This window comes from Paenibacillus pinisoli, assembly GCF_003605435.1.
GTDB lineage: Bacteria > Bacillota > Bacilli > Paenibacillales > Paenibacillaceae > Pristimantibacillus > Pristimantibacillus pinisoli.
This window is the reverse complement of sequence record NZ_QXQB01000002.1, coordinates 1,082,376-1,098,584: the sequence shown is the minus strand read 5'-3', so window position 1 is coordinate 1,098,584 and position 16,209 is coordinate 1,082,376. Positions and strand designations below refer to the sequence as shown.

Genomic DNA, 16,209 nt, shown 5'->3' with positions numbered 1-16,209 from the left:
ATCTATGAAAATTTTTTCAAAAAAATCGGGATAACCTATTGACGTACCTGGGTATATCCGATAGGATTACTTGTATTAAAGTGGTGAATTAATCAGTCAGAAGGAGAGAGTTCAGCATGTTTAAGAGAAATAAATTAAGCGTCGTTCTGGTGCTGATGCTGGCGATTGTAATCGCAGCAACGGGTTGCGGAGCGGATAACGGCAAGTCTTCCGGAGGTTCCGTGAAAGAAGTTGAGAACCTGCCTGCAGCATTGAAAGAAAAGGGCGATATTAAAATTAAAGTTATCCGCAAAATCGGCGGAGACGATCATACAGCGCAATTCCTGGCGGGCGCGAAGCAAGAGGGCGAGGCGCTTGGCTTCAAGGTCGACACGTTCTCGGCGAACGGCGACACGGCGAAGTATCTGGACGCGATCGAACAAGCGGCTAACAGCGATGTGGATGCGGTAGTCCTGTCCCACGCGGAGGATGCTGCGGTTGTTGAGCTGGCGCAGAAGCTAAGAGACAAGGGCATTGAAGTAGTAGCCTTCGACTCCATCGGCGACCTGAGCACGGTGGAAGGCGTAACGCTGACATCCCAGAAGGATGAAGCTTTGGCGCAATACGCATTGGACGAGCTAGTGAAGCAGCACGGCGAAGAAGCGAAGATCGTATACCTGTGGGTAGACGGCTTCCCGCCAATGGTTCGCCGCAACCATGTGTATCAGGATGTATTGGCGAAGCACTCCGGCATTAAGGAAGTAGCCCGTTTCGGCGTTGCCAACGACAACACAACGGTAGAAACGCAAAACGCGGTTGCTGCTATGCTAACTCAATATCCAAAAGGCGAAATCGACGCGATCTTCGCAACTTGGGACGCATTCGCAATCGGCGCTACCCGCGCTCTGGTAGAAGCGGGACGCACCGAGATCAAAATCTACGGCATCGACGTATCCAATGCCGACCTGCAAGCGATGCAAGAAGAGAACAGCCCGTGGGTAGCTACGGCTGCTGTAGACGCGAAGATGATCGGCGCGGTGAACGTGCGCATCGCAGCGAAGAAGCTGGCTGGCGAAGAGACGCCTGCGACCTTCGACCTGGATGCGGCATTGATCACGCAAGAGAATCTGAAGAAGTCGAGCGAAGCGGTTAACGTAGCAACACTCGCGGACATTATTCCGGGCTGGGGCACGACGGACGCTTTTGAGACGGATTGGATGAAAGCACTCAAGGAAGCTAACGCCAAGTAAGCCGCTTGATGCAATAATAGGACCAACATACAGGCGCCCTTATCCGATGGATGGGGGCGCTCAATCCTGTTTGGAGAGGGAGGTGCGCCTCTTGGCGGATCACAATAGAACGCGACTGGAGATGAAAGGCATCTCGATTGCCTTCCCCGGAGTACAGGCACTGACCGAAGTGGATTTCCATACGGAGAGCGGAAGATCCCATGCGCTGATCGGCGCCAATGGAGCGGGCAAGTCGACGCTGATGAAGGTGCTGTCTGGCGCTTACAGCCATTACACAGGCGAGATTCTGCTGAACGGTCAGCATGCGAATATTCGAAGCCCGAAGGATGCGAAGAGCTGCGGCATTCAGATTGTATACCAGGAAGTGGACACCGCGCTGATCCCGAATCTGTCCGTCGGCGAAAATATTATGATGGAGCATACGGTGCATGGTATGCGCGGCAAGCATATGGTCAATTGGAAGCAGCTGCACCGGTCGGCGCAGGCGGTGTTGGACCGGCTGAAGGTGAGGGTGCCGACGCGGAAGCTGGTTCAGGAATTGACGCTCGCGGAGAAGCAGATGGTGCTTATTGCCCGCTCTGTCTCGCTGGAGTGCAAGTTTCTAGTGCTGGACGAGCCTACTGCGCCGCTTAGCATCAGTGAGACAGAGGCGCTTTTCTCTCTTGTCAGGCTGCTGAAGTCGGAGGGTGTCGGCATTATCTTTATCTCGCACCGGCTTCCTGAGCTATACGAGATTTGCGATGATATTACAATTATGCGGGACGGCCGCTTGGTGACGCGCGATGAGATCGCAAAGCTGGAGCAGCAGGAGATCGTGGAGCATATGCTGGGAGCCAAGCTGGACGGCCAGTTCCCTGTGCGGGAAAGCCGGATTGGCGAGGTTGCTTTTGAAGCGAAAGAGATCTATGACAGCGGCAAAGTGAACGGGGTATCGCTCGGCGTCCGGAAGGGCGAGATTGTAGGTCTTGCGGGTTTGGTTGGAGCCGGCAAGACGGAGCTGTGCCGTGCGTTGTTCGGCGCATCGGAGACGGCTAAGGGGGATATGTTCCTGAACGGGAAGAAGCTGAACGTGCGCAGTCCGCATGAGGCAGTCCGCAGCGGACTGGCTTTGGTGCCGGAGGAGCGACGGCGCGAGGGCATCTTCGTTGAGGAATCAGTCGTTCTGAACGTGACGGCTGCCAGTCTCTCCAAATATACGAGCGGCGCATCCTGGGTGAGCAGCCGGAAGGAGCGGATCGCGGCGCAAGGGATTATTCATAGCCTCGGCGTGAAGACACCGAGCCAGCAGGCCAAGGTCCGCAACTTGTCCGGCGGCAACCAGCAGAAGATTGCGATCGGCAAGTGGCTGCTTACGGACGCGGATGTTTATATATTCGACGAGCCTACCAAGGGCGTTGACGTGGGCGCGAAGCGGGATATATATAATCTTATCGCGGAGCTTGCGGGCAAGGGGAAGAGCATCCTGTATGCGTCCAGCGAAATCGCGGAGATTATGGGCATTACCGACCGCATCTATGTGATGTATGACGGGGCGATTCTAAAGGAGCTGGATACGGCTCGCACGAATGAGGAAGAAATTATGCTGTACAGCACGGGGGGCTTAATCACACATGAATAAGGCTAATGCAATCCGGTCCAGCCGAGGCGGCGGGGCATTCCAGTTCCTCTACAAATACGGGACGCTGATTACGATATTGCTGCTGATTGTATTTTTCGGCGCGATGACGGACAGTTTTTTGAACTACACGAATATTATCAGCATCCTTCGTTCTATTTCGATTGTAACAATTATTGCGATCGGCTTAACGGTATCGCTGGCGGTCGGGGGCTTTGACTTATCGGTCGGCTCTACCGCCTCCGTGGCGAACGCGCTTGTCATGTCGTTGTTTGTCTGGCATGGACAGAGCGTCGGCGTGAGTCTGGCTATTACGATCTTTTTCTGTCTGGTCGTAGGCTTGGTGAATGCGTTCCTGGTCATTAATTTCAAGATACAGGATATGCTTATGACGCTGGCGACGATGTTTATTTTCCAAGGGGTGGCGCTAACGTATACCAGGGGCGCGACCATCTCGCAAAATATGATTATGCCAAGCGGCGATTTTGCAACAGGCGTTATCCCGAAGGCGTTCGGAGACCTCGGCAAAGTGCCGTGGATCATTATTATTATGATCGTTGTTGTTCTGGTGGTTCATATCTTCCTGACATATACGAAGCACGGCCGGTATATGTATATGATCGGCGGCAACGTGGAGGCGGCCAAGCTGTCCGGTATTGCGGTTAGCAAGTATCGGCTTCTGGCTTACCTCATATCCGCGTTTTTTGCGAGCATTGGCGGCATTATTTTGGCAGCGCGTGTCATGACGGCGGAAGTGAACGCCGGCGGACCGTATCTTATGGATGCGGTAGCGGCCGCCTTCATCGGCTACTCCGTGCTGGGCGCAGGCAAGCCGAATGCATTCGGCACCTTCGTCGGCGCCGTATTAATCGGAATCCTCTCGAACGGCCTCATCATGATGTCGGTGCCATACTACTCGATGGATATCGTCAAAGGCTCCGTTCTCGCGCTAGCGCTAGCGATTACTTACTATAAGCGGAAGCATTAGCGTTGCTCGACCGCGCATATATAAGAAAAGCCCCTCCATGTGAAGTTTGCATGGAGGGGCTTTTTGGGTAGTGCGCTGTTTGTGCGTCGTTGCGGCGCTCTGTAAGCCGAGAATGTCGGCTTAGAGCGTGCGCCGCCGTGCTGCGAGCAGCTGCAATCCGAGAAACTCGGCTTAGAGCGTGCGCCGCCGCGTCGCGAGCAGCTGCAATCCGAGAAACTCGGCTAAGAGCGTGCGCCGTCGCGCCGGGAGCAGCTGCAATCCGAGAAACTCGGCTAAGAGCGTGCGCCGCCGCGTCGCGAGCAGCTGCAATCCGAGAAACTCGGCTTAGAGCGTGCGCCGCCGTGCTGCGAGCAGCTGCAATCCGAGAAACTCGGCTTAGAGCGTGCGCCGCCGCGCTGCGAGCAGCTGCAAGCCGAGAAGCTCGGCTTAAAGCATACGCCGCCGCGTCGCGAGCAGCTGCAATCCGAGAAACTCGGCTAAGAGCGTGCGCCGCCGCGTCGCGAGCAGCCTGCTCTTACTATTCCAGCTCGGTGAAGTCCGAGCGGTGGCGGTCGTAGTCGGCCAAGCTGCATTCGAGCTTCATACGGGTGCCATTTTCCTCATAGCTGGTCTCGAGGACGTTGGCACGCTCGTTAAAGTACGAGACCAGACGGCCTTGTTCGTACGGAATCAAAATTTCCTTCTTCACGTAATCTCCGAAGATATGTCCCTTCACAACTTCTACAAGCTCGGCGATGCCTGCGCGCTCCTTCACGGACATATACACGTTGCGTTCGTATGCAACCGGGTAAGCATGGTCGGTCAGATCGCACTTGTTGTAAGCGTAGACCGTCGGAATTTCTCCCGCTCCCAGCGCATCCAGCGTCTCGTTCGTCACATTGACGAGCTGCTCAAAGTCCTCATGGGAGTAGTCCACCACATGCACGAGCAAGTCTGCCTCGGTCACTTCTTCAAGCGTGGAGCGGAATGCTTTGATCAAATGATGGGGGAGCTGGCTCACGAACCCGACCGTGTCGGTCAGCAGGAAGGACTTGTTGTCCGGCAGCTCGATGTTCCGAACGGAAGTCTCGAGGGTGGCGAACAGCATATCCTTGGCAAAAACCTGCTTTGTTGTCTCGGGATCGTACGTCTCCAGCAATGCGTTCATTAAGCTGGATTTGCCCGTATTCGTATAGCCGACAAGACAGACGACCGGCATATCATTCTTCTTCCGCTTCTTCCGCTGCTGCTGGCGAGTAGCGACGAGCTTCTCCAGCTCATCCTGCAATGCGGTGATGCGCTCTTCAATCCGGCGGCGGTCAAGCTCCAGCTTCGTCTCGCCGGCGCCTCTGTTCCTCAGGCCAGCACCGCCGCCGCCGCCCTGTCTGCCCAGCGAGGCGCGAAGGCCAACCAGTCGTGGCAGGGAATATTGCAGACGGGCCACTTCTACTTGAAGCTGAGCCTCGCGCGTCTTGGCGCGCTCTGCGAAAATATCCAAAATCAGCATCGTGCGATCCATGACGACGCATTCCAGTTCAGCCTCCAGGTTGCGGATCTGGGAAGGGGAGAGCTCGTCGTTGAAAATCGCCATATCTGTCTCGTGTCCTGCGAGCAGCGCCTTCAGCTCTTGAATTTTACCCGTTCCGAGATAGTGGGTGGGATTGATCCGCTCCGCCTTCTGATTTAATTCATCCACGACGTCGATATAACGTGCGGCGGCCAGATTGCGCAGCTCCAGCATGGAGTATTCAAAGTCCGTGTCCTTCTGAAGCTGGACACCGACTACGATTGCTTTTTGAACCGATTGTTCCGTTAATTCTTGCATATATTCAACCTCCTAATAATCATTCAAAGTATCAAAAAAACACAGGCACTCAGCCTGTGTTCACATATCGCAAGAGGAGATCAGACCCGCCATAAGGAAATAACCCCTTATCACGGATAAATGAATGGTCCTCTATAGCAAGTCATAGGCAGGCGTTATTCCCTTACAACAACAGCCTCGCTTGCATAACAAGCGTGACAAATCGAGTGCAAAGGGAGCAGCTGCTCCATATGGTTAGCTATAGCTGGTTACGTTTGAATGTAGACAGACCAATCCTGAGTCCTCTCCCGTACAGGCAGAGCTTCGGCGCTATTCAATTAGCCGCGCAAAGACCTAACTCGGATGTAATCTATCACCACGTAACCCCCATTCCTTGGAATGAACCAAGTGTAGCATAATCGCAAATCCGGATGCAACTGGCAGACAAGACAAATCGCCGTAGAGTTTAATTATAATCAAATCTACCTTGCTCTAGGTGGGGGGTGGTCTTGCTGCATCCTGATGCTTCTCAGCATGATGAGGGCCGGCCATCACATGAAAGAAAGGCGACCGAGCAAGCTCTGCCGCCTTCTTTTAACATTTAGGTTCTGCCGGGGAATCAGCGTCTGCGGGGTCAATCCATTGCTCCGCCCAGCCTGCGATATCGGCGAATAGCGGGGACAGCGCCTGGCCTTTCTCAGTTAACGAATATTCGATGCGAACAGGCATCTCCGGGTAGACATCGCGGCGGATCAGCCCCTCTGCCTCCAGCTCCTTGAGCCGGTCGGACAAAACCTTGCCGCTCAGATTAGGCAGGCTGTGATCGATATCGGAAAAACGCTGGGGACCGGACAATAACCGGAAAATAATAAATGCGACCCATCGTTTGCTTAAAAGTTCGACGGCTTTCTCAAATCGTGCGCAAAGCTGCTTTTGCTCCATACGTGAACACCCTCTCTGTACTTCCTATTATAGTACCAGCACGCAAAAGGGACAATGCAAGGCAATTCTAAGCGGCATTAATGGGCTGAACCGAGAATAGATAATAGTGAAAAATAGGATTGACGCATGGTTGTTACTATAATAAACTTAGTTACAAATAGTAAGTTAATTATGCGGCGAAACGAGAGGTAGGATGACAATGAACATCACATTATGGGCAGTTCAAATTTTTCTCGGACTTATGTTTCTTATGGCCGGTTTTATGAAATCTGCAATTAACGAGAAGTCAAAGGAAAAGCTGCCGTGGGCGAAGGAGTATTCAGACGGCTATGTCCGCTTTATCGGCATTTCGGAGCTGCTTGGGGGATTGGGGCTTATTCTCCCGGGAGCGCTGGGTATTGCGACGATTCTTACGCCAATCGCGGCGCTAGGTATTGCCGTCATTATGGTGCTTGCGATTGTGTTCCATATTAAGCGCAATGAAAATCAAGCCTTGGTCATGAACGTTATACTGCTGCTATTGGCCTTGTTCATTGTAGCGGGCCGACTGTGGATTGCACCTTTCTAATCAATCGTTCCTGCACGGGACAATGCATACAATGCGGAAACTCCAGCACTGCTATATCAGCAGGCTGGAGTTTTTTGTTGTGCAGAGCAGCACGGCCGTTGTGGCGCCAAAACAGCTTGAAAATCATTTACCATTAATCATATGGGGAACCTCAGCGGGAAATGGATCCTCCAGTGACATGCCAATTCACATGTAGCTCCACATGCCACACATCCTTCGACAATAGAGCCTCAGCCATCAAATCCGTTATTTCCACGCTATATTGCCTTGCGATGGGTGCTTCGAGCATCATTGCGTAGCCGCCGCTGCCGCTTGCGCGGTAATGGTTCATCGCAACCTCCAGCACCTGGTCCGTAGTCAAAGGAGCGCCGTCGAACAGAAGACGCGTGACCCGCTCTCCCGGCGGACGTGAGATATCCAGCGTATATTCAATACCCTCCCACATGTCGTAATGGAACGGCTGGGGCTTCGGTGACAGGTAGGCGGGATGAACGATAATCTGGCCTTTGTCGTCCAGCGCAAAATACTTGGCGGTCTCCTCCAAAGCCAGCTTCACCTGATGACCGTTTAGCTTGAGCACCGTTAGTGTATTAGGGTAAGGGTAATTAGCCGCGATATCGCGCATCGTCACCATCGAGCCAAAGCCTGGCGCATGGTTGTCCATTAGTGCGGTAAGCGCGACACTAGTGCCGGCGGCGTTCATTTGGACCTCGTTCAGCCACTGGATAAAAGGATGCTTGCTAATTCTAGCTTCATGCGCGTTAGCAATAAGCATATTGGTTGCCATATGGCCGAGAGGCCGGTCCATCCATTGATTAAGCTCCTCCATATGAGGCTTAAGCCATTCGGGCGCCTCGCTATCGTCTGCTGCCGTAACCGGAATGAGCCGCGTATACGCCCCCTGAACTGTCCAGCGGCCATCGTCTGACCTGGCAAGCATAAGCTGGGCTTCGCCCAGATAAGAGCCATATACGCTTGGCTGAACGATGGCGGTGCCGTTAATTGCCTGGCCCTCTATACGGCGATGCTGGTGGCCGGTCAGCAGCACATCAATGCCATTAACCTCGGTGCACAGCCGGCAGCCTTCATTTTCAACAGTACATGGCTCCGTTGACTCGCCTGTAGCGGGATCGCTCTCCAAGCCGCCGTGGTAAGAGACGATCACAATATCGGCCCCTTGCTTCTCCCGAAGATAGGGGACCCATTTCCGGGCGGCTTCCACTGCAGGCAGGAAGGCAAGGCCTTCAATATGGCCAGGCAGCTCCCAATGGGGAATATAAGCGGTCGTCAAGCCAAGCACTGCAACTCTGATGCCCGCTTTGCTCGTCCATATTCGATAAGGCTTCCCGAAGAACGGTTCGAGAGTTTCCCGGACTACAATATTTGCAGAAAGCCATGGACAAGGAGCACCCGCGGAGACCAGCTGAATCGCGCCGCGGCCAAAATTGAACTCATGATTGCCGGGTACAAAAGCATCGCAGCCTGCTGCTGCAAGCCATTGCGTCATGGGATGGGTCCCCGTCTTCCGGTCTCGGATTTGCTTCATAAAATAATCGGATATCGGCGAACCCTGATATAAGTCGCCGTTGTCTATCCATAATAGCGAGCTTCCGTGCTGCCGCTTCTTATCCAAGATCAGACTGGTCAGCGCGCACATGCGCTTCCAGTCGCACAGCGAGGGAGACCGATCCGGCGGGCATCTGAAGCCATGGATGTCGCTGGTCGTTAATATTGTAAACGTTGCAGAATTCGAGCTGGTCATTTGAAGCACCTTCATTCGTATTGGGTGGGGCGTTTTCACGCCTTTTTTCGGATTCGCCGCCGAGCCATCCGATCCTTTAGGATATTAAGCATTTACAATCATTTAAAATGGCGTGGCGGCGGCGGTTGCGGGCGAATTGGAATCATGTTACATTATTAGTAACGAATTGTACGGAAGCACCGTGACCTCAGAACTTGGTTCTGTTAGTCACGGTGCTTTTTTAATGGATTGGAGGTGTTATGGGTGGGCATGCAGGAAAGCAAGGCGGGGCCGCTAGCCCCGATTGAGCTGTTTTTGGCAAAAGCGCATCCGGCGGAGGCTGGTGCATTAATGGGATATTTGCAATATGACGGGAGCGGCTCGGAAGGTTACCGGTACCGGAATAAGGTGACTCGCTCGCTTATCGTCGTGGAAGAGGATGGATCGTTGGTTTCTTGCGACAAGAACGCCCTTCATACGATTGCGATATACAAGACTATTTTCCCGAAGAGGAAATACAGACGCAAAGAAAAGCGGGCATAACGAACCGCAGGTTCACAAGACTCAGGAATAACTGCGATGCAGGTAGTCGGACATTAATAACGCGAAGGGACCAGAGTCACAAATGAAGATTCTGGCTTCTGTATCGCTTGCAACAGGTTTTAGGCTATTTATGAAGAATATTAGGAGAAGTAGGGAATCCTGTTCTTGGCAGGTATGCAGGATTAGAATAACAAGCAGACGGATTGCCGTCTAAGACATATGGACTAAAGTATTGTGAATACCAGCGAAACATTGTGACTTTGGACGCGTCTATTTATGCATAGGCTGATGGGAGAAGGAGAGGTAACGATGAAATGGATTCCCGCGGCAAAAAGCGGCAAGTGGTGGGCTATCGCGGCTGGATCGACTTTGATCGCCGGGGCTGCTCTATGGCTTATTCGTTTTGTGCATATGGGTCAGACCTTTACGGGGGTGCATGCATTTCGGATGCTGCTGCTGGCGGCAGGAGTGTCATTTGCCTTTAGTGCCGCAGGCTGGTTCGGGGCACGCTGGCTATGGGGAATATCGAATGGCGGATTCATTGCCGGGCTCGCTGCGATGGCCTTACTAGGATCGGACAAGAATGGCTGGGAGGATTTGATCAGCTTTCTGTCTTTTCTGTTGGTGACGGTAGGCGGCATCGCTATAGGTATTGTCGTAGAGGTTGTTGCGGCGGTACTGCGCTACAAGAAAACAAGATAAGGACAAGAGGAGCTGCAGGCAGCTCCTTTTTTTTATTGTAAGAATAGACATACAAAGCTTAATAATACGCCTAGTGATGGACGGTGAGGGTGCCGTATAGTGGAAGTGACCGGGAAGGCGAGCAGATGGGAGAGGAGGCGTGAGTGAAGGGGCATGCAGGCGAGAAAGAATTGTTAGGATTGGCTCGGTATTTCAAAAAAAAGAATAGAGGAGGAGCATTATGAGGATGGATTCCTACCCTAGACACCGAACGATACTGATTATATTGCTAGCATTCACGCTTTTGTTGTCACAGCTTGCGCTTTACCCGCCGATTGCGTCGGCGGCCAGCAATTTGGCAGCGGGCAAGGCCATGTCTGCCAGTTCATTCGTATCGCCATATGGCCCGGGCAACGCGAATGACGGCAACCAGGGCTCTTATTGGGAAAGCGCGAATAACGCATTCCCGCAATGGATTGCAGTTGATCTTGGAGGCTTGTCCAGCATTACTCGCGTTACGCTGAAGCTTCCGGGCAACTGGGAAGCCAGAAGCCAAACATTAGCTATTCAAGGCAGCACAAATGGCAGCGCTTACAATACAATTGTTGCGTCTTCGTCATATACCTTTAATCCCAATACGGGCAATACGGTGAACATCGATCTGCCTTCGACGGACACAAGGTTCGTTCGTGTCTACTACACGGCCAATACCGGGTGGTCTGCCGGCCAATTGTCAGAGCTGGAGGTAATCGGAACGCCTGTCACCGCTTCCGGCGTATATGAAGCAGAAGCAGCCGCGTTAACAGGCGGCGCGAAGATCAATAATGATCATGCCGGCTATACAGGCTCCGGCTTCGTAGACGGCTACTGGCAGCAAGGAGCGGCTGCTGCGTTCCAGGTACAAGCTGCCTCGGCCGGACAATACGAAGTCACATTAAGATACGGCAACGCCTCGGGCGGGAGCAAGACGCTCAGCGTATACGTTAACGGAACCAAGGTGAAGCAAACAACGCTAGCCAATCAATCCTCCTGGTCGCAATGGGCAACGCAAAAGGAAACCTTCACCCTGAATTCCGGCTCCAACACCATTATGTACAAATATGACCCAGGCGATAGCGGCAATGTGAATTTGGACTCCATCACCGTAGCCGCTTCGACTTCGCCTACACCAACACCAACACCAACACCAACACCAACACCAACACCAACACCAACACCAACACCAACACCAACACCAACATCGACATCAACACCAACACCGACACCGACACCAACACCAACAGTAACACCGACGCCGACCCCAGGACCGGGCAGCAACCTGGCTGCAGGCAAGCCGATCACAGGCTCTTCCTATGTGCATACGTTCATCGCTGCGAATGCCAACGATAATGACGTGAACACTTATTGGGAGGGAGCGGGCGGTTCTTACCCGAATCTGCTCACTGTTGATCTTGGCGCCAATGCGAATGTGACATCTATTGTGTTGAAGCTGAATCCTAGCTCTGCATGGGGCACAAGAACACAGACGCTGGAGGTACAGGGCCGCGAGCAAAGCGCTTCGGGCTTCACCACAATCGTTCCTTCAGCGAACTATACGTTTAATCCGGCAACGGGCAATACAGTAACGATTCCGGTTACGGCGACAGTGAAGGATGTGCGGCTGCGCTTCACCGCCAATACCGGATCGGGCGCAGGCCAAGTGGCGGAGTTTCAGGTAATCGGCTCGCCGGCTCCGAATCCGGATTTGACGATAACCGGATTGACATGGACGCCTCAATCACCGGTTGAGACCAATCCGGTTACGCTGCAAGCGACAGTTGCCAATATAGGCACAAGAGCCTCGGGAGCAACCCATGTGAATTTTTATCTAGGTACGACGCTTGTCGGAAGCGCGCCGGTAGGTGCGCTGAACGCAGGCGCTTCGACAAATGTATCCCTAAACATCGGAACCCGCAATGCAGGGGGCTATTCGGTAACGGCCAAGGTAGATGAGGCCAACAGCGTCATTGAGATAAATGAAAACAACAACAGCTTCACAAGCCAGACGCAGCTTGCCGTCAGTCCGGTCGCAAGCTCCGACCTGGTCGCAGCGTCCGTAAGCTGGTCGCCAAGCAATCCATCGGCGGGCAATACGGTATCCTTCTCTGTCGCGCTGAAAAACCAAGGAACGATCGCATCGGCAGGCGGCGCGCATAACATTACGCTGACGATAACGGATGCCGCGACCAATGCTGTGCTAAAGACGCTGACAGGGGCGTATACAGGCGTAATTGGCAGCGGTGTAACGACAGCGCCGGTCGCCTTGGGAACATGGACGGCAGGCAACGGCAAATACAACGTGAACGTACAGGTCGCGGTTGATGCCAATGAGCTTCCGGTGAAGCAGGGCAACAACAGCAGCACTCAGCCGTTCTTTGTCGGACGCGGCGCGAACATGCCGTATGACATGTATGAAGCGGAGGATGCGGCTATTGGCGGCGGTGCATCCGTTGTCGGTCCGAACCGCATTATCGGCGATTTGGCTGGCGAAGCATCCGGCCGCAAAGCGGTTACGCTGAATTCTACAGGAAGCTATGTGGAATTTACATCCAAAGCAAGCACGAATACGCTTGTCGTGAGATATTCCATTCCGGACTCCGCGAACGGGCAGGGGCAGAACTCCACGCTGAACGTATACGTGGATGGCGTATTTGCGAAGGCAATCCCTCTTACATCGAAGCATACTTGGCATTACGGCAATGAAGCGAATCCTTCCAACAACCCGTCCGATGGATCGCCGCGCCATATCTATGACGAGGCGAACATTATGTTCGATACGGTCATTCCGTCAGGCAGCAAGATCCGGCTGCAGAAGGATGCTGCCAACACGACCAGCTATGCTGTCGACTTTATTAATCTGGAGCATGTGTCGCCAATCGCCAACCCTGACCCTGCGAAATATGTGACCCCATCGGGCTTCACGCATCAAGCGGTGCAGAACGCGCTGGATCAGGTGCGTATGGATACGACGGGCAATCTTATAGGCGTCTACCTGCCTCCGGGCAATTATGAGACGGCGAATAAATTCCAGGTATACGGCAAGCCAGTGCAAGTAGTAGGAGCAGGCCCATGGTATACACGCTTCTATGCGCCGTCGAGCCAGACGAATACGGATATCGGCTTCCGGGCGGAAAGCTCGGCGAACGGCTCTACGTTCAAAGGCTTTGCCTACTTCGGCAACTATGTGCAGCGTATTGACGGGCCGGGCAAAGTATTCGATTTCAGCAACGTAGCAAATATTACAATCGATAACATCTGGGCGGAGCATATGGTATGTCTCTATTGGGGAGCCAATACCGACTATATGAAGATTACCAACTCGCGAATCCGCAATATGTATGCGGACGGCATCAACATGACAAATGGAAGCACGCATAATCTGGTGTCCAACGTCGAAGCCAGATCAACGGGCGACGACAGCTTCGCGTTGTTCTCGGCTATCGACGCAGGCGGCGCAGATATGCATAGCAACGTCTACGAGAATCTGTCAGCCATACTGCCTTGGCGCGCAGCAGGCGTAGCCGTATACGGCGGTTACGGCAATACCTTCCGCAATATCTATATTGCCGACACGCTGACGTACTCCGGCATTACGATCAGCTCGCTGGACTTCGGCTATCCGATGAACGGCTTCGGAGCTTCGCCTACTACGAACTTCGAGAATATCTCGATCGTAAGGGCAGGCGGCCACTTCTGGAACGGCCAGACGTTCCCGGGCATCTGGATATTCTCGGCATCGAAGGTGTTCCAGGGCATCAGAGTCAATAATGTCGACATTATCGACCCGACCTACTCCGGCATCATGTTCCAGACGAAGTACACAGGCTCGCAGCCGGAAAATCCGGTTACCGACACGATCTTCAGCAACATTACGATATCCGGGGCGCAGAAGAGCGGCGACGCCTACGATGCCAAGTCGGGCTTCGGCATCTGGGTCAACGAGATGCCTGAGCCGGGCCAGGGTCCAGCCGTCGGCTCCGTCACGTTCAACAATCTGAAGCTCATCAATAACCATCAGGATATTAAAAATACGACATCGACCTTCAACATCATTATTAATCCGTAAATGCATTGTAGGGGCGGCTCCAGTACGCGAAAGCGGCTTGAGCCGTCTTTTGCGGCTATGCAGAGACAAAGGCTTCAAAAGCTTCATGGTCAGCCAGCCAATAACAGACCACAGATGAAACGCAGCTCGGCCGATTCAGAACAGCAGCAATCAGGACATATAGCGGTTATCTATCGGGAAACAAGGGCAAAGCTAATAGCTCTTCAGCTTGGCCTCCGCTTTGGCAATGACGGAAGCGATTTGGGTCTCGTAATAATGCATATTTGCTTTATAGATCAGGATTTGTCTGATATGCACCAGCATTCGGGACAGAGAGGAGGAGGTACCGTATGCGTCGCCGCTGCGCACAGTCTGCAGCAGCACCTTGGACTCGGCGGCGAACAGCTTCTTCGTATGGCTTGCGGCGCTCTTGGCCGCTTTGATCCGCGATTCTGTCGCTTTGTTGGCATCCAGGATGCCCCGCACGGCTTTTGTTTTGGCGGTGGCGTCCGCCTTTGCTTTTTTCACGGCGGCTTCCTTCGCGCTAATGTCCTTTTTGGCCGCTTGGACGGCGATTTTGGACACCTCGACCTTGGTGTTCATGATGGAGGTCAGCTCTTTGTTTTTGGCGGCTTTGGCCAGGCTGAGCTGCGATCTCTGCGTATTGTACAGATCGAATAGCGGCTGGTACCGCTGCTTGGCCTTGGCGGCATCGCCTTCCAGCGAGGCGATCTTGCTCTTGTCGATGTCCTTGATCCGCTTGCGGATGAGCGTATCATTCTCCTGATTCTTGTAACGGAGCGCGCTAATCTTGGTGTCCATGCCAACATCTTGTTTTTGCAGCGATTGAAGCTCCCCATAGTTCTTCTTGAGCTGCGTGGCGGCGGAAGCGCTGGCGTTATTCACGATCTGGTCAAACGACTTCTTCGCCGATGCCGAAAATTCGAACGGCGCTGCCCGCACCGCTGCCGATCCGGCTAGCGACAGAGCAAGGATGAGACAACAAACACGAAGCATGAACGGGATTCTCAACATACATTCCTCCTTGGGCAATTGAGGCGAAAACGAAAAAAAGCACCTGCAAGGCTGACATGAATGTCAAGCCTTGCAGGTGCTTCCTGCATTTCCGTACCTTATTTTTCCTTACTATACCGCATCCTCCGGATACGGTCAACTCTCGGCAGGGATAGAATAATAAGAGTCCGGCGTCATGCCGAGCATTGCCTTGAAAGCGCGGATGAAGTGGGATTGGTCGAAGAAGCCAAGCTCCGCGCTAAGCTTCGCCCAGTCATCGGCTTCTCCGCGATCCAGCATCTCAGCCGCATTATGGAGCCGGTACAGCTGAATCACCCATTTGGGACTGACGCCGGCATACTTGTGAAATAGCCGCTGAAGCTTTCGGACATGCAGGCCAAAATAGGCGCTCAGCTGCTCGACGCGGGTCACATCACGATTTTGCTGAATATAGGTTATAATTTCGAGAATCACCGCGGATATAGGATCTTGCTCCGGCAGGGCGTCCCGCAAGAGACGGTCGGCATGATCAATGAGTATTTCCGGAGTCTCTCCGCTTCGCAAAGCGGATAGCAATGATTCTCCCTCTGTGCCAAAAGCATCCATCATGCTCATGGAGCTGTCGGTTAACGAGGAAAGCGGCTGCTTGATATAGGGATAGAAGCCTCCGGGATGGAACTTCACGCCGAAAGCTCTGCCCGCGCCCTCCAGATGCTTCGTATACATTCGGCTGGATACGCCGTATACAGCGATGCCGGAATGCTCGGCTACCATGTTCACACAGGGATTGGGGATGACATCCTGGCCATAGTGGACACCTTCTCCAAGATTCCAGCTAACGATCCAATAATGCTTGACGAATGGGGCCAGTTCGGGCGATGGAGGGAATCGGAGCAGCTGGAAGCGCTTCTCCGCCTCGGTGGGTTTCAGAACGCCCATGCTGGCGTGTTGGAGCGGGGAAGTCATCGTCTGGATCACTCCTTATATGGTCTGTCGCATTTTTACAATACAGCCTCTATCA

12 protein-coding genes are annotated in these 16,209 nt (G+C 53.4%); 7 read left to right on the top strand and 5 right to left on the bottom strand.

What is annotated here, in order from left to right:
- Positions 1 to 116 precede the first annotated feature (116 nt).
- The 3 genes from D3P09_RS12240 (at position 117) to D3P09_RS12230 (ending at position 3,832) form a co-directional block, all read left to right on the top strand.
- A complete protein-coding gene (locus D3P09_RS12240) occupies positions 117 to 1,229 on the top strand; it encodes a sugar ABC transporter substrate-binding protein (protein WP_120110125.1) in 1,113 nt (370 codons plus the stop codon).
- Between the two features lie 121 nt (positions 1,230 to 1,350).
- Positions 1,351 to 2,847: a sugar ABC transporter ATP-binding protein gene (locus tag D3P09_RS12235; protein ID WP_120110804.1), complete on the top strand. Its 1,497-nt coding sequence runs from the start codon at positions 1,351 to 1,353 to the stop codon at positions 2,845 to 2,847.
- Complete coding sequence (locus D3P09_RS12230; RefSeq protein ID WP_120110123.1) at positions 2,840 to 3,832, top strand: ABC transporter permease; 993 nt, start codon at positions 2,840 to 2,842, stop codon at positions 3,830 to 3,832. Before D3P09_RS12235 ends, D3P09_RS12230 begins: the two co-directional genes overlap by 8 nt.
- Before the next feature lie 517 nt (positions 3,833 to 4,349).
- Here D3P09_RS12230 and hflX read toward each other — a convergent pair.
- Both hflX and D3P09_RS12220 read right to left on the bottom strand, forming a co-directional pair.
- On the bottom strand, positions 4,350 to 5,636 hold the full coding sequence (hflX, locus tag D3P09_RS12225; RefSeq protein ID WP_120110121.1) for a GTPase HflX: 1,287 nt from the start codon (positions 5,634 to 5,636) through the stop codon (positions 4,350 to 4,352).
- A 573-nt stretch (positions 5,637 to 6,209) separates the two neighbouring features.
- Entirely contained in the window at positions 6,210 to 6,557 is a 348-nt protein-coding gene (locus D3P09_RS12220; protein WP_120110120.1) for a winged helix-turn-helix transcriptional regulator, read from the bottom strand.
- Positions 6,558 to 6,756: 199 nt separating this feature from the next.
- On the opposite strand from D3P09_RS12220, the gene D3P09_RS12215 reads away from it, so the two are divergent.
- Positions 6,757 to 7,125, top strand: coding sequence for a DoxX family protein (locus tag D3P09_RS12215; protein ID WP_120110118.1), 369 nt, complete (start codon positions 6,757 to 6,759; stop codon positions 7,123 to 7,125).
- A gap of 151 nt (positions 7,126 to 7,276) precedes the next feature.
- Here D3P09_RS12215 and D3P09_RS12210 read toward each other — a convergent pair whose 3' ends face one another.
- Entirely contained in the window at positions 7,277 to 8,887 is a 1,611-nt protein-coding gene (locus tag D3P09_RS12210) for a bifunctional metallophosphatase/5'-nucleotidase (protein WP_165867412.1), read from the bottom strand.
- A 243-nt stretch (positions 8,888 to 9,130) separates the two neighbouring features.
- Between D3P09_RS12210 and D3P09_RS12205 the strand changes: the two genes are divergently transcribed.
- The 3 genes from D3P09_RS12205 (at position 9,131) to D3P09_RS12195 (ending at position 14,195) form a co-directional block, all read left to right on the top strand.
- Entirely contained in the window at positions 9,131 to 9,409 is a 279-nt protein-coding gene (locus tag D3P09_RS12205) for a hypothetical protein (protein ID WP_120110114.1), read from the top strand.
- A 309-nt stretch (positions 9,410 to 9,718) separates the two neighbouring features.
- Complete coding sequence (locus tag D3P09_RS12200; RefSeq protein WP_120110112.1) at positions 9,719 to 10,111, top strand: hypothetical protein; 393 nt, start codon at positions 9,719 to 9,721, stop codon at positions 10,109 to 10,111.
- A gap of 220 nt (positions 10,112 to 10,331) precedes the next feature.
- Complete coding sequence (locus D3P09_RS12195; protein WP_120110111.1) at positions 10,332 to 14,195, top strand: discoidin domain-containing protein; 3,864 nt, start codon at positions 10,332 to 10,334, stop codon at positions 14,193 to 14,195.
- A gap of 192 nt (positions 14,196 to 14,387) precedes the next feature.
- Here D3P09_RS12195 and D3P09_RS12190 read toward each other — a convergent pair whose 3' ends face one another.
- Both D3P09_RS12190 and D3P09_RS12185 read right to left on the bottom strand, forming a co-directional pair.
- On the bottom strand, positions 14,388 to 15,209 hold the full coding sequence (locus D3P09_RS12190) for a hypothetical protein (RefSeq protein WP_120110109.1): 822 nt from the start codon (positions 15,207 to 15,209) through the stop codon (positions 14,388 to 14,390).
- Between the two features lie 135 nt (positions 15,210 to 15,344).
- Positions 15,345 to 16,154, bottom strand: coding sequence for an AraC family transcriptional regulator (locus tag D3P09_RS12185; RefSeq protein WP_120110108.1), 810 nt, complete (start codon positions 16,152 to 16,154; stop codon positions 15,345 to 15,347).
- Positions 16,155 to 16,209: the final 55 nt, after the last annotated feature.

Bases quoted from the DNA above. Each gene is read 5' to 3' on its own strand.
- D3P09_RS12240 (WP_120110125.1), top strand. From the start codon at position 117: ATGTTTAAGAGAAATAAATTAAGCGTCGTTCTGGTGCTGATGCTGGCG.
- D3P09_RS12235 (WP_120110804.1), top strand. From the start codon at position 1,351: ATGAAAGGCATCTCGATTGCCTTCCCCGGAGTACAGGCACTGACCGAA.
- D3P09_RS12230 (WP_120110123.1), top strand. From the start codon at position 2,840: ATGAATAAGGCTAATGCAATCCGGTCCAGCCGAGGCGGCGGGGCATTC.
- hflX (WP_120110121.1), bottom strand. From the start codon at position 5,636: ATGCAAGAATTAACGGAACAATCGGTTCAAAAAGCAATCGTAGTCGGT.
- D3P09_RS12220 (WP_120110120.1), bottom strand. From the start codon at position 6,557: ATGGAGCAAAAGCAGCTTTGCGCACGATTTGAGAAAGCCGTCGAACTT.
- D3P09_RS12215 (WP_120110118.1), top strand. From the start codon at position 6,757: ATGAACATCACATTATGGGCAGTTCAAATTTTTCTCGGACTTATGTTT.
- D3P09_RS12210 (WP_165867412.1), bottom strand. From the start codon at position 8,887: ATGACCAGCTCGAATTCTGCAACGTTTACAATATTAACGACCAGCGAC.
- D3P09_RS12200 (WP_120110112.1), top strand. From the start codon at position 9,719: ATGAAATGGATTCCCGCGGCAAAAAGCGGCAAGTGGTGGGCTATCGCG.
- D3P09_RS12195 (WP_120110111.1), top strand. From the start codon at position 10,332: ATGAGGATGGATTCCTACCCTAGACACCGAACGATACTGATTATATTG.
- D3P09_RS12190 (WP_120110109.1), bottom strand. From the start codon at position 15,209: ATGTTGAGAATCCCGTTCATGCTTCGTGTTTGTTGTCTCATCCTTGCT.
- D3P09_RS12185 (WP_120110108.1), bottom strand. From the start codon at position 16,154: ATGACTTCCCCGCTCCAACACGCCAGCATGGGCGTTCTGAAACCCACC.